Origin of the sequence: Nocardioides nitrophenolicus, from assembly GCF_016907515.1 — a bacterium.
Lineage (GTDB): Bacteria > Actinomycetota > Actinomycetes > Propionibacteriales > Nocardioidaceae > Nocardioides > Nocardioides nitrophenolicus.
Genome location: NZ_JAFBBY010000001.1, coordinates 988,501 through 1,007,328, shown reverse-complemented (window position 1 = coordinate 1,007,328; position 18,828 = coordinate 988,501). Strand labels below are relative to the sequence as shown.

The following is an 18,828-nucleotide window of genomic DNA, read 5'->3' as shown; positions in this document are numbered from 1 at the left end:
TCTTGGGCTGGAGGGTGGGACGGATGATCTCTCGGGTGCTGCGGCCGCTGCCGACGGCGGTCCTCGCGGCCGCGCTGGCGCTGACCCTGGCCGGCTGCGCGGACGACACGCCTGGCGAGGCTGGAAGGCGGCCCAGCGCCGGTCCGAGCACGCCGGGTGAGTCCTCCTCAGCCGCCTCGGAGACCGGCTCGCCGACACCCACGGTGACTCCGGCGACAGGCAGGAAGCTCAGCGTCGAGGGGGTCAGCCTGCGGCTGGTCGACCTCCCGAAGTGGCACGTCTCCAAGTTCGGCACCAGCTACAACGCGGGCCGTCGGCTGCCGTCGGGCGGCGTCATCTCCGTGCTCGTCGGCGACATCCTGGCCGGCCCCGGAACCGACACCGAGCAGAAGGCGGTGAGCTACGGCGAGCTCCAGGCCGACGATCCCGTCCCGACCCACCGGGTCGCGGACCGGGTGGTCGACGGCGTGAACTGCTTCGTGCTGGAGGGCCAGACCGACGAGGAGCGCCGCTACGTGATCGGCGCCGTGGTCGACGACAGGTTCTTCACCGTCGAGTTCACGCTCCCGGTCGGCGATGCCGAGGCGGACGCGATGGTCGAGCAGATGTTCGCCACCATCGACGTCAAGGGCTGAGCCCCACGAACGCCACGAGGGGCGCGTCCGGTGTGGACGCGCCCCTCGCGGCGGGACCTGCCGAGCCCGCCGACGGTCAGCGGCCGGCGCCGTGGTCCGTGGTGGGCAGGTAGTTCGCGTTCCCGCCGAAGGTCACCGTGAACCCGTCGGTGTTGAGGTACGCCGGCGCCGCGGGCGGCACCTTGCACTGGGCACGCCCGGTGCTGTCGGTCACCGCCCGGCACAGCTCGAGGTAGCCACCCGACACGGTGGTGTTGGTCGAGAACACCAGCAGCTGACCGGCGAGCGGCTGGCCGGCCGGCCCGCGCAGGGTGGCGGCCACCTGGCGGGGCGACAGCAGGTTGGTCGTGATCACCTTGAGGTCGTCGAGGTGGGTGACCGCGCGCTGCACGACCTGGCTGAGCTCCGGCGAGGTGGCGGCGGCCCGGGAGCCGTCACCCGAGTAGGTCGCCGTCAGCGGGTAGCTGCCGGCGGCCAGGCCGTCGACGTCGAGCGTGGCCTGCTGCCGGCCGTCGACGGTGGCGAGGCTCGCCGTGCCGAGGACGTCGGTGCCGGACCGGAAGGTCACCGTGCCGGTGGGCTTGCCCGGAGCCGGGGCCGAGTCGGCCACGGTCGCGGTCAGCGTCACCCGGTCGCCGTACGACGACGGGTTGGCGCTGGACGTGAGCCCGACGACGGTGACCCCGGCGCCGACCAGCTGCGAGGTGGTCTCGCTGGAGCCCTCGAAGGTCACGCTGCCGCCGTACGTCGCCCGGATCTCGTGCGCGCCGGGAGCCAGGGTGGCGGTGGCGAAGGTGGCCGTGCTGGTGTTGGCGGCCGTGGCCGGGGTCAGGCCGGCCGCTCCGATCAGGGTGCTGCCGTCCCAGAACTGCACGACACCGGTCGGCTTGCCGGTGGCCGGGGCGACCGCGCGGACCGTGGCGGTGAAGGTCACCGTCTGGCCGGCGTCCGCCTCGGCGTCGTCGGAGACCAGCTCGGTCGCCGAGCCGGCCTTGGTGACCGTCTGGCCGTTGCCCTGGTCGAGCAGCCCGGTGCTGGTGACGAAGCGCGACTCACCGCCGTAGACCGCCGAGATCCGGTAGGTGCCGGCGGACAGGTTGGTGAAGTCGGCGCTGGTGGCCGAGCCGTCCACGAGGGCGACCGGCGCGCCGAGAGGTGCGCCGTTGACCTTGAACTGGACGGTTCCGGTCGGCTCCCCGGCGCCCGGGGCGACCGGGCTCACGGTCGCGGTGAAGCGGACCGCGGTCCCCGGCTGGGACGGGTTGGCCGACGAGGAGACGAGGGTCGAGGTCTGGGCCCGCTGGACCTTCTGCGCGACCGAGCCGTTGCTCCCGGTGAAGCTGTCGTCGCCGTCGTACGTCGCGACGACGGCGTGCTGGCCGACGGTGAGCGAGTCGATGGTGAGCGACGCGACCCCGCCGGTGGCCGAGCTGACCGGAGCCGTGCCGAGGACGGTGTCGCCGTCGGTGAAGGTGACCGTGCCCGACGGCGAGCCGGCGCCCGGGGCGACGGCGCCGACGGTGGCCGTGAAGGTCACCGGCTGGCCGAAGACCGCGGTCGGGGAGCTGCTGGTGACGGTGGTCTTCGACGCCGCCTTGTTGACCGTGTGGCTCACGGCCGGCGAGGTGCTGGTGACGAAGTTCGGGTCGGAGCTGAAGTAGGTCGCCTTCACGTCGTGGCTGCCGCGCGCCAGCGCGCTGGTGGTGATCTCCGCGCTGCCGTCCTCCAGGGTGACGAACGGGCCGGGCTGGCCGTCGACGGTGAACTGGACGACGCCGCCGGGGGCGCCGGTCGCGGGCGCGACCGGGGTGACGGTGGCGGTGATGGTGACCGACTGGCCGAAGACCGACGGGCTGGGGGAGACCACGACCTGGGTCGCGGTGTGGGCCGCGGCGACCTCCTGGTCGAGCGACGCGGTGGCGCCGGCGAAGCGGGTGTCGCCCTCGTAGTTCGCGGTGATCACGTGGTCGCCGGCGTCGAGCTTGACCGGCGCCGAGACGGCGCTGCCGCCGTTGAGCGGGACCGGCGAGCCGATCGCGTTCCCGTCGGCGAAGAACTGCACGCCACCGCTGGGATCGCCGGCGCCGGGGCCGACCACGTCGACGTCCGCGGTGAAGGTGAGCGGCTCGCCCGCGACGGCGTCGGCGTTCGAGGTCGTGATGCTCACCGAGGTGTCCGCCCGGTCGACGCCGTGGGTGAGCTCGGCCGAGGAGCTGCCGGCGAAGTCGCCGTTCCCGTTGTACGTCGCCTGCACGGTGTGGTTGCCCGGGGCCAGGTTGGCGATCGTCAGCTCGGCGGTGTCGCCGGTGAGGGCCACGGCGGTGCCGTAGGGCTCGCCGTCGACGTTGAACTGCACGCCGCCGGCGGGGTCGCCGGCGCCGGGGGCGACGACGCCGACCGTGGCGGTGAAGGTCACCGCCTGGCCGCTGACCGTCGGGGAGCCGGTGCTGGTCAGCACCGTGCTGGTCGGCGCCTTCGCGACGGTCAGCTGCTGGGTGGTGGCGGTGCTGGCGACCAGGTTGCCGTCACCGCTGTACCGCGCCCCGATGGTGTGGGTGCCGGTGCTCAGCGTCGAGGTCGAGCCCGAGGACGCGGCGCCACCCGAGACCGGCACGGGAGCGCCGAAGTCGTCCCCGTCGACGGTGAACTGGATGGTCCCGGTCGGCGTGCTGGTGCCGCTGTCCGGCGTCACCTGGGCCGTGAACGAGACCGCCTCGCCGTGCACCACCGAGGCCGGCGGGAGCAGGGTCGTGGTGGTCGGGTTCTTCTGCACCGCGAACGGCGTGCCCACCGAGGAGCCCTTGTAGAACGCGGTCTGGGCGAAGGAGGCGGTGACCGTGGCCGAGCGCGGCGGACCGGACACCGGCAGCGACGCCGTGGCGACGCCGTTGCCGTCGGTGGTCGCGTTGACCGACGCGCCCCCCGACAGGCTGAAGGTGACCGTCCGGCCGGGCAGCACCGAGGAGGCCAGGTTGGGGTCGGTGAGGGTGGCCTTGACCGTCACCGACGTGTTCTGGGCGCCCTCCGTGGCCCCGGTGTAGGCGAGCTGGGTGATGTTGTCGATGGTCACCGACCGGTTGGTCGTCTTGGTGTTGTTGGAGCAGAAGATGGTGCCGGTGCGGTTCCGCTCGATCGCCCGCGCCGTGTAGGCCCCGTTGGGGTAGGAGTGGGTGTCGAAGGTGAGCGACTTCGCGCCCTCACCGCCCTGGACGTTGTCGATCACGGCGGTGTTGGCCGAGTTGATCAGCTGCAGCGTGGTCTGCGGACCGCTGCCGTTGACGCACAGGCTGCCGTTGCTCGCTCCGCTGGCGGCCAGGGTGGCGTTGCCCCGCAGGACCGCGCCGTCCGCCGGGGAGGTGATGTCGGCCGCGGCCGAGGAGGCCAGGACGACGGGGATCCCGAGTCCCACAGTGGTGGCCGCGAGGGCCGCGATCATGCGCCGCACAGACGTTCCTTTCATCGGAGCCCGCCTCACTTGAGGATGGCGCCGTGCGCCGTGGAGGAGAGGTGGTTGGCGTCGCCCGCGTAGGTGACGTTGTAGCCACCGTTGAGGGTGAGCTGCAGGAGCTGGGGCGCCGCGTTGCAGACGGCGAACCCGGACTCGTTGGTCACCGTGGTGCAGACCAGCTTGGTACCGATCCGGAACTCCAGCGGTACGCCGGCCAGCGGGCTGCCGCCCGCGGTGACCGTCGCCCGGAGCTGGCCGAGCGGGATCAGCAGCGGCGTCAGCGAGACCACCGCCGGCGTGGCCTGGATGGCGGTCGGCTGCTTGGCCACCGTGAGGGTGCGGGCGCCGGACGTGCTGGGCCCGAACCGGTTGGTGCCGGCGTACTGCGCCTTGATCGCGTGGCTGCCCGCGCCCAGCCCGGAGACCGTCGCGGTCGCCACGGCCGTGTCGTTCGCGCCGGGAGCGAGCGTGGCCGTCGCGACGACCTGCCCGTTCTCGGTAAACGTCACGGTGCCCGTCGGCGCGCCGAGCCGGCCCTCGGCCGGGGTCACGGTCGCGGTCAGGGTGACGGCGTCGCCGTAGACCGAGAAGTCCCGGTCGAGGGCGAGCCCGGTCGTGGTCGCGATGACGCCGACGACCTGGGTCAGGCTCGCGGTGCCGGCGCCGTAGCGCAGGTCGCCGGAGTAGAGGACCCCGACGGTGTGGCTGCCGGGAGCCAGGTCGGCGAGCAACGCGCTGGTCGCGACCCCGTCCACCAGGGTGACCGCCGCGCCGACCGGGTGGCCGTCGACGGAGAACTGCACCACGCCGGTGGGCGCCAGGCCCGTGTCGGAGCTGACCTCCGCGGTGAACCGCACGCCCTCGCCGACGCCGGAGGTCGGCGCCGAGGAGGTGACGGACACCGTCGCGGCGCCGGTCTGGACCGACTGGGTGAGCAGGTCGCCGCTGCCGGCGAAGCCGGGCGCCGCGTCGAAGCTGGCGATCACGGTGTGGTCACCGGGCTCCGCGGAGTCGACCAGCGGGCTGGTCGCGACGCCGTCCTCGACGGCCACGGGACCACCCAGGTCCTGGCCGTCCACCGAGAACTGCACCGTGCCGGCCGGGGTGTCGCCCTCGGCGGTGACGCTGGCGCGGAAGCGCACGCCCTCGCCGTACGTCGACGGGTTGGCGCTCGACGTCAGCGTGGTCGTGGTGGCCACGACCGCCGTGCCCGCGATCACCGTGTGGGCGACCGCGGCCGACTCGCTGGCGCGGTAGTCGGCGTCGCCGGGGTACCGCGCGGTGAGCTGGTGGGTCCCCGCCGGCAGGTCGTCGACCTCGAGGGTGGCGACGCTGCCCGAGGCCGAGGCGACGAGCGGCACGGCGCCGAGGGACTCGGAGCCGGCGTAGAAGGTCACCGTGCCGGTGGGTGCGCCGGCGCCCGGGCTGACGGCGGCGACCGCCGCGGTGATCGTCACGTTCTGGTCCTGCACCGACGGGGACGGGTTGGCCTGCACCACGGTGGTGGTGTCGGCCTCGGCCACGTCCTGGTCGAGCTGGTCCGAGCCGCCGAGGTAGTCGGCGTTCCCGGCGTACCGGGCCTCGACCGTGTGGCTGCCGGCGCCGAGCGTGGTGACCGGGGCGAACACGGCGACGCCGTTGTCCAGCGCGACCGGGGCGCCGACGTTGGAGCCGTCGACGAGGAGCTGGACCGGGCCGGCCGGCGTACCGCCGCCGGGGGCCTGGACCGCGACGGTGGCGGTGTAGCTGAGCGCCTGGCCGCTGACCGCGCCTCCGGCCGGGCCGTCCAGGGTGACCGAGACCGCCGCCTTCGCGACGTTCACGGTGCGCTGGGTGGCCGTGCTGCCGGCGTACACGTCGTCTCCGGTGTAGCTGGCGACGACCTGGTTGGAGCCGACCGGGAGGTCGGTGACGACGGTCGAGGCGTTGCCGCTGACGTCGACGCCGGCCCGGCCCACCTCGGTGCCGCCGACGGTGAAGACCACGTCGCCGGTGGGCGTGCCCGCGCCGGTGCTGACCGTCGCGGCGAGGGTGACCGGCTGGCCGCGCACCGCCGAGGTCGGGGAGACCGAGGAGGAGGTGCTGGTGGCCAGCAGCGGCTCGCGGACCCGGAAGGTGACCGCGCTGGAGGCGCTGCCGGTGTGGTCACCGCTGCCGCTGTAGGTGGCGATCACCGTGTGGTAGCCGAGGCCGAGGGTGGAGAGCTGGGCGCTGGTCGCCTGGCCGCCGCTCAGCGGGACCGGGGAGCCGAAGTCGGCGCCGTCGACGTTGAACAGCACCGTGCCGGCCGGCTGGCCGCCGTGGCTCGGGGTGACCGTCGCGGTGAACCGGACCGGGTCGCCGATGGTCACGACGCCCGGCTGGGCGACGACCGCGGTCGTGGTGGCGATGGTGCCGACCGCGAACGAGGTCTGCGCGGTGGCGGCCTCGTGCCCGCCGTCACCGGCGTACGACGCCGTGAGGGTGGCCGTCCGCGGCGGACCCGCGACGGGGATCTGGGTCTCGGCGACGCCCGCGGCGTCGGTCGTGGCGCTCACCGAGGCGCCGCCGGAGAGACTGAAGGTGACCGTGCGGCCCGCGGTGCTGGCGCCGGTCCGGTCGGTCAGCGTGGCCCGCACGGTGGCGGTGCTGCCCTGCGCGGCGCCGGTGTCGCCGCCGTACGCGAGGGTGGTGCAGTTCTTCGGGGTGACCAGGACCGTCGAGGTGCTGGCCGCGCCCGCCGCCGTGGCGACGACGCCCCAGCTGCCGCGGATGCCGCTGCGCTGGTAGCCGTCGGCCTCCGCGGGCGCCTGCAGGGTGGCGGTGTAGTTGCCGCCCGCGGTGGTCGTGGTGCTGGTCGTCGCGGCGGCGCCGGCGCTCACCGGCGACTTGTCCAGGGCGATGGTGACCGGCACGCCGGCGGCGCCGGTGCTGAGCCGGCCGGTGACGGTGAGGTCCGCGCCCGCGCAGGTCAGCGACGGGGTGATGGTGCTGGTCAGCGACGTCGCGGGGGCGGGAGTGCTGGCGCCGGCGAGCTTCTGGTCGAGGGTCAGGGAGCCGCCGTCGAGCGGGATCGCCAGCAGCAGCCGGGCCGCGTTGCGGTGGTTGGGGGAGTACCACATGGTCGCGCGGGTCGCGCCGTCCGTGCTCTGCGAGAGCGCGCGGCGGGTGCTCACGGTGCCGATCGGAACGGCGAGGCTCTCGTCGGCCACGGTGACCGGGCCGTCGAACTGGAGCTGGCCGTCGAAGGTGGACGAGCCGGTGCCGCCGAGCGAGCCGGCGTCGTAGCTGAACCCGCCGTCGTAATCGACGTCGGCGTCGGTGGTCCAGGTGTTGCCCGCCTCGGTCGGGAACTGGACCAGCCGCCAGCCGCGGGTCGGGTCCATCGACAAGGTGATGTTGGCGGTGATGTTGGTCGAGATGATCGACACCTGCGCCTTGGCGGCCAGGGACTGCGACTGGGTCTCCTTCAGCAGCGCCAGGTCCGAGCGCCGCATGTAACGGGTGCCGGTCACGTTGCCGGAGAAGTTGGAGAGCGTCGCGTTGCCGACACCGTCGACGGCCGTCGTGCCCCCACCACCGGTGATGGTGCCGGTGAGGTTGAGCTTGTACGCCGGCTGACCCTGGTAGTTCTCCACGCCGGCGACGGTGTAGGTGACGTTCTCGTTGATCGTCACGTTGGTGCCGTCGGCGGTGTAGTTGAAGACGGTGGCGTAGGTCCACGACCAGCCGGGCGACCAGCTGGGGACCTCGTCGCCGCTCGCCTGGACGGCCTGGGCGGGCAGGCCGCCGGCGGCCACCAGGCCCGCGACGACCGTCGCGAGGACGCTGAGCCACGCCATCCGTCGTCGGAAGGAGCGGGCGGCGCGTCGGCGTACCGCGGGCAGGAGTGAGTTGTCGATCGGCGCAGGGAGCATGCGTCACCGTCCCGTGAGGAGGGGTGCCACCCGAGAAGGACGGACACGGGGACCGTGTGGCGGAGGGAGTGAGCGGGATTCAAGCAGGTTGTGACGCCTCGCACACAGGTTTTGTGAGAAGGGTTCACGTTTTCTTTACCTTCGCGGTCGTCGCCGACCGCCCCGGCTCGGTGTTTCCGGCGCCGCGCCGTAACCTTGCTCCTTGTGGCAGGCCCCGACTACGACGCCGAGATCAAGCAGCTGACTGCGACGATGCACACCATCGAGCAGGTCCTCGACCTGCCCAAGATGGAGCGTGAGATCGCCGACCTCGGCGAGCAGGTCGCCGCCCCCGACCTGTGGGACGACCAGGCCAACGCCACCCGCGTCACCGGCCGGCTCTCCTCGCTGCAGGGCCAGGTCGAGCGCTTCCGCGGCCTCCAGCAGCGCATCGAGGATCTCGGCGTCCTCGCCGAGCTGGCCGCCGAGGAGGGCGACGCCGAGACCCTCGCCGAGGCCGACGCCGAGCTCGGCCGGGTCAAGGCCGCCGTCGAGGGCCTCGAGGTCCGCACCCTGCTCTCCGGTGAGTACGACGAGCGCGAGGCCATCGTCACCATCCGCTCCGGCGCCGGCGGCGTCGACGCGGCCGACTTCGCCGAGATGCTGATGCGGATGTACACCCGCTGGGCCGAGCGCAACAAGTACCCCGTCGAGGTCTACGACGTCTCCTACGCCGAGGAGGCCGGCATCAAGTCGGCCGAGTTCGCGATCCACGCGCCCTACGCCTACGGCACCCTCTCCGTCGAGGTCGGCACCCACCGCCTGGTCCGGATCAGCCCGTTCGACAACCAGGGCCGGCGGCAGACCTCCTTCGCCGCCGTCGAGGTCGTCCCCCAGCTCGAGCAGACCGACGAGATCGAGGTCGACGAGAACGACATCCGCGTCGACGTCTTCCGCTCCGGCGGCCCCGGCGGCCAGTCGGTCAACACCACCGACTCCGCCGTCCGCCTCACCCACCTCCCCACCGGCATCGTCGTGTCCTGCCAGAACGAGAAGTCGCAGCTGCAGAACAAGGCCGCCGCGATGATCGTCCTCAAGGCCAAGCTCCTCGCCAAGAAGAAGGCCGAGGAGGCCGCGCTCAAGAAGGACCTCAAGGGCGATGTCGCCGCCAGCTGGGGCGACCAGATGCGCAACTACGTCCTCAACCCGTACCAGATCGTCAAGGACCTGCGCACCGGCTACGAGACCGGCAACCCGCAGCCCGTGTTCGACGGCGAGATCGACGGCTTCCTCGAGGCCGGCATCCGCTGGCGGCGGGGTGCCGAGCAGGACTGAGTTCTCCCTGCTCGCTGACCCGCCTCCGGGTGGGTGCGGGCGGGTGCGGGCGGTGCGGGCGGGTGTTGTCGGCGCTGTAACACGTTGTTCGCTGCTCTACCTGACCCGGGACGTCGCGAAATGGGGTCTGTAGGGGTCCGATAGATACGACCGCGGTCGGGTAGGCCGGCGGACTACGTGTTACAGCCCGGTGGACCGCCAGCCCGGTGGACCGCCAGCAGCGCCAGCCCGCGCCGGCCGCACGGCGTGGGGTCAGCGCTCCAGCTCGGCGGCGTCGAACACCACCTCGGCGGAGGCGAACGCGACGGCTGCGCCCAGCGCGCCGGCGACCTCTCCGCCGATCAGCAGCAGGACCACGGTCGTGGCGCCGAGGCCGCGCCAGGCCCAGCGGGGGACCCGGAACCGCCCGTCCCGCCGCCCGTCCTGCCGCCCGTCCCGCCGGCCGTCCCGCCGCACATCTCGCTGCCCGCCCCAACCAACCGCCACAAAGACAGTTAACTAGACCATTTTAAGCGAGTAAATCCTCAGCGAGCCTTCGCCGCCACCGAGCGTGGGCTGTACGGGCCCCAGCCGAGGGCGTTGCGGGCCTTGAGACGGACCGCCCAGCGGCCGGTGCGGGGCAGGCGGACGTCGGCGCCGGCGGCGTCGCCGGAGAGGACGCCGGTGCGGGTGCGGGCGAGGATCCGGCCGTGGGCGTCGAGGCGGAAGACCTCGAGCCGGTAGCCGGTGATCGGGCCGGCGCTGCTCGTCGGCGCCGTCCACCGTACGCCGATCGTGAGCCGGCCCCCGCGGGCGCCGGCGCGTACGACGGGGCGCTGCGGTGCGCCGGGCCGGGAGATGGTCGTGGCCGGCGGGGTGGGGACGGCGTCGGCGGTCTGGTCGGGGACGACCTCGCTGTCCGGAGGGACGGGTACGCCGACGCCGCCGGCGCAGCCGGCCATCTGGACCTGGTAGCGGCCCAGGCTGCCGTAGCCGTCGTACCCACCGCTCGACCAGGCGCCGGCGCCGCCGGCGCCCGAGCCGCCGCCCGAGACGGCGAGGTAGTAGGGGCCGCCCGACAGGGGCACGGTGAGCGAGGCGCCGAGGCCGGTCGGCACCCCGGCCGAGGTGCGGCCGCTCTGCGGTGCGCTGGAGGCGAGGACCGCGCCGCCGGGGCCGCGCAGCTCGAGGACGAGGTCGAGGTTCGGCCCGACGGCGGCGGGGGTGACGCTGGCGGTGAGGGTGCCGCCGCAGTCGGTGAGGGCGTACCAGTCGCTGTCCGACGGGTTCGAGATCACGCCGCCCTCGTCGGGCAACGTGGTCAGGTCGGCGGCGGTCGTGGGCGTGCTGCCGGCCTCGTCGACGCGCTGCGGGAGCCCGTGTGCGCCGATCACGGCGAGATCGTCCTCGCGGTTGCTGGCGCCGGGGTAGTCGCCGCGCGACCACTGGGTGACCGCGGCGTTGTAGGGGCTGCCCATGATCGGCCCCCACAGGGTCGAGCCTGCGTAGTACCCGCTGCTGGCGGTCCCGTCGTGGGCGAGGCCGAGGGTGTGTCCGGCCTCGTGCGCGGCCGCGTCGGCCATGTACTTGGCCCGCTGGCCGAGCGACGCGGGGAACACCCAGGCCGGGCTGTGCAGCTCGCCGGGGACCACCTCGTCGTACGTGCCGATCCAGGCGATGCCGCCGCACCCGCCGCCGCACAGCTGGGTCTGGACCGAGCTGTCGCTGGTGAACGCCACCCGGGCGCCGTACGTCGGGTCGCTGGCGGAGCTGCGGAACAGGCCGCCGTAGAGCGGCTCCTGGGTGGTCACGTCGACGTCCCAGGGCGCGAAGTCCTCGGCGACGCGTGCCCAGACCTCGCGGATCACGGCCTGCTCGCTGTCGGAGAAGAGCAGGGGGAGCAGGTCCATCGACCAGCCGCCGAGGAGCAGGCTGCTGAGGCCGTTGAGCAGCCACGAGTTGCTGGGGAGCAGGCTGACGCCGTCGAAGTCGAGGTAGATGGTGCGCGCGGCGCCCGGTCGGCTGTGCAGCGCGAAGGTGTCCACGGTCGCGGTCGCGGCGATGGTCTCGGCGACCGCGGGCTCCAGGCTCTCCGCGGCCGGCGCCGGGCCGGCCGGCGGCGCCCACTCGTCGACGGCGTACAGGGTCCCGTCGTGCGCCACCTCCACGGAGGGGTCCGTCGCGAGCAGCCGCTGCTCGGCCGCGGTCAGCCCCGGTACGCCGGAGTCCGCGGATGCGGGAGGCAGAGTGAGCACGCCGGCCGCGAGCGCGAGCGCCGCGAGCCCCGCGAGTCCCGTACCCGCGTGCAGGAGATGCTGCATGGGCAGCCCATCGGCAGCCCGCGCGGACCTCCTGAAGGTTCGCGCGCCAGGTCGGGACGAATGTCCCGGCCGCTCAGCTGAGCGGGACCGAGGCGGCCTGCGCGACCGCCACGCACCAGCGCCCCGCGCGGTCGACCAGCTCGTCCTGCGCGACATCGGCGGGCAGGGTCAGGCTGCAGGCCAGCCAGGCGTCGCCGAACAGGCCCCGGAAGGACACGGTCTGCACGCCCTCGCCCGCGCACAGCACCCCCGCCGACGGATCGCCGTACGCCGGCGCGGCGGGCAGCGCGGTGCAGCTCTTGGTCACCGACGCGGCGGCGATCGCCCGGGCCGCGTCGGGGGTCACCGGCGGCGCGAACACCCAGCCCCGGGCCTCGCCGACGACGGCAGGATCGGAGGGGGAGAAGCGGCAGCCGTACTCGTGGGCGACGTCGCCGCCGGGGAATGCCTCGGACTGCTCGCCGTTGTCGTAGGCCGCCAGGGTGGCCTTGCCGCCGAGCGCCTTCGTGACGGCCGCCGCCGGCACCAGGTCGCAGAAGGGTGCGCGCTCCACGACCGCCTTCGAGGTGTCGAAGTCGGCGAGGGGAGTGCCCTCGTAGGCGGCCGGCTCGCGGGTCGGCGTGGCGTCGCCGGACCTGGCCACGCCGACGGCGACGGTTCCGGCCGTGATCAGCGCGGAGAGGAGCAGCGCTCGCAGGACCGTCGGCACGGTCGTCACCCTACCGACGCGGTGTTCGGATCCCACGACGTGACGTGCCTGACGTGCCGGCGACCCACCGGCGACGCGTCCACCGGTCGGCTTCGGCCGTCGCGTACCGTCAGGTCAGTGATTCGCTTCGAGAAGGTCACCAAGCGCTATCCGGGCCCCGGGCGGCCGGCGCTCGACCAGGTCACCCTCGACATCGACAAGGGCGAGTTCGTCTACCTCGTCGGTACGTCGGGATCCGGCAAGTCGACCGCGCTGCGGCTGGTCCTGCGCGAGCTGCGCCCGACCACCGGCCGCGTCCACGTCGCGGGCAAGGAGATCAACCGGATGGCCGGGTGGAAGGTGCCGCGGCTGCGGCGCCAGATCGGCACCGTCTTCCAGGACTTCCGGCTGCTGCCCAACAAGACCGTCGCCGAGAACGTCGCCTTCGCCCAGCAGGTGATCGGCAAGTCGCGGCGCGAGATCGGCAAGGTCGTGCCCGAGACGCTCGAGCTGGTCGGCCTGAAGGACAAGGGCGACCGCATGCCCGACGAGCTGTCCGGCGGTGAGCAGCAGCGGGTCGCCATCGCCCGCGCGTTCGTCAACCGGCCGATGATCCTGATCGCCGACGAGCCGACCGGAAACCTCGACCCGGCCACGTCCGTCGGCATCATGAACCTGCTCGGTGACATCAACGAGACCGGCACCACCGTCGTGATGGCCACCCACGACCACGGCATCGTCGACCAGTTCACCAAGCGCGTGATCGAGCTCGACCACGGCAAGGTCGTGCGCGACGAGGCGTCCGGCAGCTACGGCTTCCAGCACTGACCCGGATCCGATCCAGCCCGATCCAGAGAGCCTTCCTCATGCAGCTTCGCTACGTCTTCACCGAGCTCCGCACCGGCCTGCGCCGCAACCTGTCGATGCACCTCGCCGTCATCCTCACGCTGTTCGTGTCGCTGTCCCTGGCCGGCATCGGCATCCTGGTCCAGCGCGAGGCCACCGTCGCGCGCGACAGCCTCGGCGACGAGCTCAAGATCCTCGTCAACCTGTGCACCGACGACGACCCCTCCCACAGCCCGAACTGCGCGAGCGGCGAGGTCACCGCCGACCAGCAGCAGCGCATCGAGAAGGAGATCGAGGACAACGACGAGGTCCGCTCCTTCGCCTACCAGTCGAAGGAGGAGGGCTTCGAGAAGGCCAAGAAGACCCTCCCGGAGTCGACGTACACCGGGCCGGACCCGATCGTCACGGCCGAGGGCTGGCCGGCGGCGTACTGGGTGACCCTGAAGACCCCGGAGCGTGCCGACGGCATCATCAGCGCCCTGGAGGGCCTCGACGGCGTCTCCGGGATCAAGGACCAGCGCAAGGCGCTCGGCCAGATCTTCGGGATCATGACGGTGCTCAAGTACGGCTCGTGGATCGGCGCCGGCTTCCTGTTGTTCGCGGCGCTGCTCCAGGTCACCAACACGATCCGGCTGGCGGCCCTGGCCCGGCGCCGGGAGATCGCGATCATGCGGCTGGTGGGCGCCTCGACGCTCTACATCGCGCTGCCCTTCCTGCTCGAGTCGCTGGTGGCCGCGATCGTCGGCGTCGCCTTGGCGGCCGGCGTCCTCGCGGCCTTCCAGCACTGGGGGGTCGAGCAGGCGCTGGCGGAGCACGTCTCGTTCCTGCCCTGGGTGGACTGGAACGACTACACCCAGGCCCTGATCGGGCTGTTCCCGCCGGGCATCGTCATCCTCGGCCCGGCGCTGACGCTGATCCCGACACTCCTGCTGACCCGCAAATACGTCAAAGTCTGATCGTCGGCCGATACGGTCGAGGGGTTCACTTCCCCGAACACTGATTGGTCTTACCGTGCGCTCCTTCCCCAGCGCCCCGTGGCTGCGCCGTGCCCTGCCCGACCTGCGCGACCGGCTGCCCGTGTGGGCTCACCCGCAGTGGCTGGTGACCGGCGTCGCCACCCTCGTCGCCGTGGCCGGGCTGGCCGTCCCGCTGGCCCACGCCGACGACCGCGACGACCTCAAGAACAAGCAGAACCAGGTCCAGGGCGAGATCGCCAGCGTCAAGGGCGACATCCACGAGGCCAGCCAGCAGGTCGCGAAGATCGCCAACCGGCTCGCGAAGGCCAAGGCCCGGCTCGGCACCGCCCGCAGCCGGCTCGCCTCCGTCCAGGCCGAGCTGGCCGACGCGCAGGCGCAGGCCGCGACCCTGGCCGGCCGGCTGACCGAGGCCCAGGCCCAGCTCACGACGGCCCGGGCCGCGCTGGCCCAGGCCCGCGCCGACGTCGCCGCCCAGCGCAGCGCCAGCCGCGAGACCGTCATCGGGATCGCCACCGGTGGCGACAGCCGGCTCGCCCTGCTCTCGGCGTACGCCGACGCGGGCGACATCGAGGACGTGCTGGTGGGGCAGACCGCCAACGACCTGGTGATGGGCCGTCAGCACGACGCACTGGTGGCGCTGGTCGCCGCCGAGGACGCGATGGCCCAGCAGCGGGCCGCGGTCCGCGCCGCTCGCGACCAGGTCGCCGCGGCCAAGCAGGCCGCCGACGACAACGTCGCGACGGTGCGCGCCCTGGTCGACCAGGCCGCCGCCACCGAGACCCAGGTCGCGAACCTGGTCGCCCACAACAAGGGCCTGCGCCAGGAGGTCGTCGCGGCCCGGGAGGCCGACCGCGAGGCGCTGCGGCGGCTGGAGAAGCGCGAGGCGAAGATCCGGCAGAAGATCATCGAGCTGTCGAAGAAGCAGGGCGGCAGCTACAACGGCGCCACCGCCGGGCTGCTCGCCCGTCCCGGCCCGGGCCCGGTCACCTCGCCCTACGGCTACCGGATCCACCCGATCTACGGCTACTGGGGCCTGCACAACGGCACCGACTTCGGCACCGGCTGCGGCGCGGCGCTGTGGGCCGGCGAGTCCGGCACCGTGATCGACGAGTACTACGACGAGGTCTACGGCAACCGGCTCTACCTCGCCATCGGCAAGGTCAACGGTGCCGACATCGTGCTGGTCTACAACCACCTCAGCAAGTACGCCGTCAAGGAGGGCGCGAAGGTCTCCCGCGGCCAGGTCGTCGGGTACTCCGGCTCGACCGGCTGGTCCACCGGCTGCCACCTGCACTTCATCGTGATGCGCAACGGCGACACCGTCGACCCGATGGGCTACCTGTGACAAACCCCGTTGCGTGCTCCTGAGAGAATCGGGGCATGGCCAAGTCGTCGGGGAAGTCGAGCGCGAAGAAGGAGGACGCGAGCGGGCGCAAGCTCGTCGCGTCCAACAAGAAGGCGCGCCACGACTACCACATCGAGGACACCTTCGAGGCCGGCATGGTGCTCCAGGGCACCGAGGTGAAGTCGCTGCGGATGGGCCGCGCCAGCCTGGTCGACGGCTTCGTCGACATCGAGGGCGGCGAGGCCTGGCTGCACGGCGTCCACATCCCCGAGTACGCCCAGGGAACCTGGACCAACCACGCCGCGCGCCGCAAGCGCAAGCTGCTCCTCAACCGGGTCGAGATCGACAAGATCGAGCGCAAGGTCAGCGAGAAGGGGCACACCGTCATCCCGCTGTCGCTCTACTTCGTCAAGGGCCGGGCCAAGATCGAGATCGGCCTCGCCAAGGGCAAGAAGTCGTGGGACAAGCGGCAGGCGATCGCGGAGCGCACCGCCGACCGCGAGAAGCAGGAGGCGATCGGCCGCCGGCTCAAGGGCATGAGTGACTGAGGAGGTGACCCAGGACCGGGCGGCGGACGCCGCCGCCGTGCGCGCGTTCTGGGAGCCGCTCGGGCTCCCCGGCCTGGTCGACGTCCACACCCACTTCCTGCCGCCCAACATCCAGCGCGCCGTGTGGGCGGTCTTCGACGAGGCCGGACCGAAGATCGGCCGGCCCTGGCCGATCCGCTACCGCGACTCCCACGAGGAGCGGCTCGCCCTGCTCCGCGCCTTCGGACTGCGCGCCTTCCCGACCCATCCCTACGCCCACAAGCCGGGCGTTGCGTCGTACCTCAACGACTGGTCGCGGGACTTCGCGGCGACCGCGCCCGAGATCCTGCGCTCGGCGACCTTCTACCCCGAGCCCGAGGCCGAGAAGTACGTCGCCGAGCTGGTCGACGACGGGGTCCGGATCTTCAAGATCCACCTGCAGGTGGGGGAGTTCGTCGCCGACGACCCGATCCTCGACCCGGTGTGGGGAGTCCTCGAGGACGCCGGGACGCCCGTCACGGTGCACGCCGGATCCGGGCCGGTCGGCAACGCCTTCACCGGCCCCGACTCGGTCGCCCGGCTGCTGCGCCGGTTCCCGCGGCTGCGGCTGTTCATCGCGCACCTGGGGGCTCCGGAGTACGAGGACTTCCTGGTGCTCGCCGAGCGCTACGAGAACGTCCACCTCGACACGACCATGGTCTTCACCGACTTCTTCGACCGCGACGGCGCCTACCCGGCCGCGCTGGTGCCGCGGCTGAGGGAGCTGCGGGCCAAGGTGCTGCTCGGCTCGGACTTCCCGACCATCCCGTACCCCTACCACCACCAGCTCGAGGGCCTGGCCCGCCTCGACCTCGGCGACGACTGGCTGCGCGACGTGTGCTGGCGCAACGCCGTCCGGCTGTTCGGCCTCCCGGCCGGAGGATCTTGACCGAAGAGCCTCTTCCGCCGCCAGCCTGGCGGTGCTGGACTGGTCCTCCCACATCCAGCACGTAGGAGAACCATGCGCGCTCGTCTCCTGGCCCTCGCCGTCGCCGCCCTGGCCGGCCTGGGGCTCGTCGTACCCTCCTCGCCGGCGTCGGCCAGCACCGGTGGCACCGTCGACGGTGACACCCACCCCAACGTGGGCCTGATCGCGTTCTACGACGCCGACGGCAGGTTCCGCTGCTCGGCGACACTGATCAGCCCCACCGTCCTGGTGACCGCCGCGCACTGCACCTCCGGCACCCTCGGCAAGACCCTGGTCACCTTCGCCAGCGTGGTCGCCGAGGCCCCGCCGTCGCCGCTGCCCGTCGCCGCCGACCCGAGCGCCGGCTACACCGCCGCCGAGCTCGCCGCGGCCGGCTACCTGTCCGGCACGGCGTACACGCACCCGCAGTACAGCGACTTCACCGACCTGCGGAACTGGAACGACGTCGGCGTCGTCGTCCTCGACCAGCCGGTCACCACCATCGCCCCGGCGCCGCTCGCGCCCGTCGGCACCGTCGACGCGGTCAAGCAGCCGCGCAAGACCCTGTTCACCGCCGTCGGCTACGGCACCGAGGTCCGGCAGGCCGAGTCCGGCCCCCAGAAGCCCACCCCGATGAGCTACCCGATCATCCGCCGGTACGTCGAGATGCCCGGCCAGAAGATCACGCCGCAGATCATCCAGACCAACGGCAACGAGAAGGACCCGTTCGGCACCGGCGGCACCTGCTTCGGCGACTCCGGCGGATCGCTGTGGCTCGGTGGCCAGGTCGTCGGCGTCACGTCGTACGGCCTGACCCAGAACTGCCGCTACATCGACGGCTACCAGCGCATCGACATCCCCGTCGTCGCCGACTGGCTGGCCGGTTTCCTGGGCTGACCCGGCTCCGGCCGCACCGGCACGGGCCCACCGGGGATTATCCGGTGGGCCGGTGTCGTTGGCACTGGGTAGACTGACGTCGACACAACTCAAGAGGGGCTGATCGGTTTCGACTTGGGACGTTTGTTCCAGGGGAAGCGGGTCGAGAAGCCAGCGTCATCTCGTAAACGATCGCTGGAAACCAATAACTGCCAACGCTAAGCGCAGTTCCTTCGCTCTCGCCGCCTGAGCGGTGATCGAAGCGTCTGACCGGGCATCCGTCTCCGTCCCGGACCCAGGCGTCATCTAGGAGACTTGCTGCTCAGCTGCCGTCAGGGTGGCTGATCGGGACTCAAACCTGACTGGGCCTGTCGACGACGTGTTCGTGCGAGCGTCGGGGCCGAGAACACGCCATCACGAACTGCACCCGGAGAAGACCTGGCTCGGCGCTCGAGGACCGGGGTTCGATTCCCCGCAGCTCCACTCACCTCTGACCGACGTGTGCCCGCGCTGTGCGCGGGCCACGTCGGTTCGTCATGTCATGCCTCGCTCCGCTCGGCGGGCGGGGGCTTCGCCGCCCGCACCCCCTGGCGGGGGTCGGTTCCGTCGGACCCGCCTCGAGGTCGACGGTGAGTGAGCCCAAGCCCAAGGCGGCCATCCGCATCACGACGTACGCGTGACGGGGCCGGCGGGCCGACCAGGCGCCGTCGGCCGCTGAGTCGCCCGACTCGCGCCTGGGCTTGCGCCTGCCAGGATCGACGCATGCACCCCACGAACCACCAGATCCCTGGACCCCGCCCCAGCACCGCCACCGCGCTCTCGGCGTACGGCGCCTCCGCGCTCGGCGCCGCCGCCGTGGGCGCTCTCGCGCTCGGCGCGGTGGCGGTCGGTGCGGTCGCGATCGAGCGGCTGGTGCTGGGGGAGGGGCGGGTGCGGAGGCTGGTGATCGACGAGCTGGACGTGAAGGTGCTGCGGGTCGGTCGGGTCGAGGTGCGGGACCAGCCCTGAATTTAAAGGTTTGAAGTCGGAC

At 72.5% G+C, this 18,828-nt stretch carries 14 protein-coding genes and 1 other RNA gene; 10 read left to right on the top strand and 5 right to left on the bottom strand.

Annotation, left to right across the window (positions count from 1 at the left end):
- Nucleotides 1–23: 23 nt before the first annotated feature.
- Nucleotides 24–635, top strand: coding sequence for a hypothetical protein (locus tag JOD66_RS04900; protein WP_204835787.1), 612 nt, complete (start codon nt 24–26; stop codon nt 633–635).
- Nucleotides 636–711: 76 nt separating this feature from the next.
- On the opposite strand, the gene JOD66_RS04895 is transcribed toward JOD66_RS04900, so the two are convergent.
- Both JOD66_RS04895 and JOD66_RS04890 read right to left on the bottom strand, forming a co-directional pair.
- The gene (locus JOD66_RS04895; RefSeq protein WP_204835786.1) at nt 712–4,071 is read right to left on the bottom strand and encodes a beta strand repeat-containing protein; all 3,360 of its coding nucleotides are present in this window, start codon (nt 4,069–4,071) and stop codon (nt 712–714) included.
- 35 nt (nt 4,072–4,106) lie between these two features.
- The gene (locus JOD66_RS04890) at nt 4,107–7,979 is read right to left on the bottom strand and encodes an Ig-like domain repeat protein (RefSeq protein WP_204835785.1); all 3,873 of its coding nucleotides are present in this window, start codon (nt 7,977–7,979) and stop codon (nt 4,107–4,109) included.
- Nucleotides 7,980–8,183: 204 nt separating this feature from the next.
- Between JOD66_RS04890 and prfB the strand changes: the two genes are divergently transcribed.
- Nucleotides 8,184–9,293 (top strand): peptide chain release factor 2, encoded by a 1,110-nt coding sequence (gene prfB / locus JOD66_RS04885; RefSeq protein ID WP_204835784.1) that lies wholly within the window; start codon nt 8,184–8,186, stop codon nt 9,291–9,293.
- Between the two features lie 252 nt (nt 9,294–9,545).
- Here prfB and JOD66_RS04880 read toward each other — a convergent pair whose 3' ends face one another.
- The 3 genes from JOD66_RS04880 to JOD66_RS04870 form a co-directional block, all read right to left on the bottom strand.
- Nucleotides 9,546–9,749 carry a hypothetical protein gene (locus JOD66_RS04880; RefSeq protein WP_204835783.1) on the bottom strand — a complete coding sequence of 68 codons (204 nt, stop codon included), beginning with the start codon at nt 9,747–9,749 and terminating at the stop codon, nt 9,546–9,548.
- A 68-nt stretch (nt 9,750–9,817) separates the two neighbouring features.
- Nucleotides 9,818–11,593: a zinc-dependent metalloprotease family protein gene (locus JOD66_RS04875; protein WP_204835782.1), complete on the bottom strand. Its 1,776-nt coding sequence runs from the start codon at nt 11,591–11,593 to the stop codon at nt 9,818–9,820.
- A gap of 73 nt (nt 11,594–11,666) precedes the next feature.
- The gene (locus JOD66_RS04870; RefSeq protein ID WP_204835781.1) at nt 11,667–12,302 is read right to left on the bottom strand and encodes a hypothetical protein; all 636 of its coding nucleotides are present in this window, start codon (nt 12,300–12,302) and stop codon (nt 11,667–11,669) included.
- 117 nt (nt 12,303–12,419) lie between these two features.
- On the opposite strand from JOD66_RS04870, the gene ftsE reads away from it, so the two are divergent.
- From ftsE to JOD66_RS04830, 8 genes are all read left to right on the top strand, one after another.
- Complete coding sequence (gene ftsE / locus JOD66_RS04865; RefSeq protein ID WP_204835780.1) at nt 12,420–13,109, top strand: cell division ATP-binding protein FtsE; 690 nt, start codon at nt 12,420–12,422, stop codon at nt 13,107–13,109.
- A 38-nt stretch (nt 13,110–13,147) separates the two neighbouring features.
- The gene (gene ftsX / locus JOD66_RS04860; protein ID WP_204835779.1) at nt 13,148–14,083 is read left to right on the top strand and encodes a permease-like cell division protein FtsX; all 936 of its coding nucleotides are present in this window, start codon (nt 13,148–13,150) and stop codon (nt 14,081–14,083) included.
- 55 nt (nt 14,084–14,138) lie between these two features.
- Nucleotides 14,139–15,449: a M23 family metallopeptidase gene (locus JOD66_RS29370; RefSeq protein ID WP_204835778.1), complete on the top strand. Its 1,311-nt coding sequence runs from the start codon at nt 14,139–14,141 to the stop codon at nt 15,447–15,449.
- A gap of 35 nt (nt 15,450–15,484) precedes the next feature.
- On the top strand, nt 15,485–15,997 hold the full coding sequence (gene smpB / locus JOD66_RS04850) for an SsrA-binding protein SmpB (RefSeq protein ID WP_204835777.1): 513 nt from the start codon (nt 15,485–15,487) through the stop codon (nt 15,995–15,997).
- Complete coding sequence (locus tag JOD66_RS04845) at nt 15,990–16,904, top strand: amidohydrolase family protein (protein ID WP_307823299.1); 915 nt, start codon at nt 15,990–15,992, stop codon at nt 16,902–16,904. Before smpB ends, JOD66_RS04845 begins: the two co-directional genes overlap by 8 nt.
- Nucleotides 16,905–16,976: 72 nt before the next feature.
- Nucleotides 16,977–17,819, top strand: a complete 843-nt coding sequence (locus JOD66_RS04840; protein ID WP_204835776.1) for a S1 family peptidase — start codon at nt 16,977–16,979, stop codon at nt 17,817–17,819.
- A 95-nt stretch (nt 17,820–17,914) separates the two neighbouring features.
- Nucleotides 17,915–18,284, top strand: a transfer-messenger RNA (tmRNA) gene (gene ssrA / locus JOD66_RS04835).
- 276 nt (nt 18,285–18,560) lie between these two features.
- Nucleotides 18,561–18,806, top strand: coding sequence for a hypothetical protein (locus tag JOD66_RS04830; RefSeq protein WP_204835775.1), 246 nt, complete (start codon nt 18,561–18,563; stop codon nt 18,804–18,806).
- Nucleotides 18,807–18,828 lie beyond the last annotated feature (22 nt).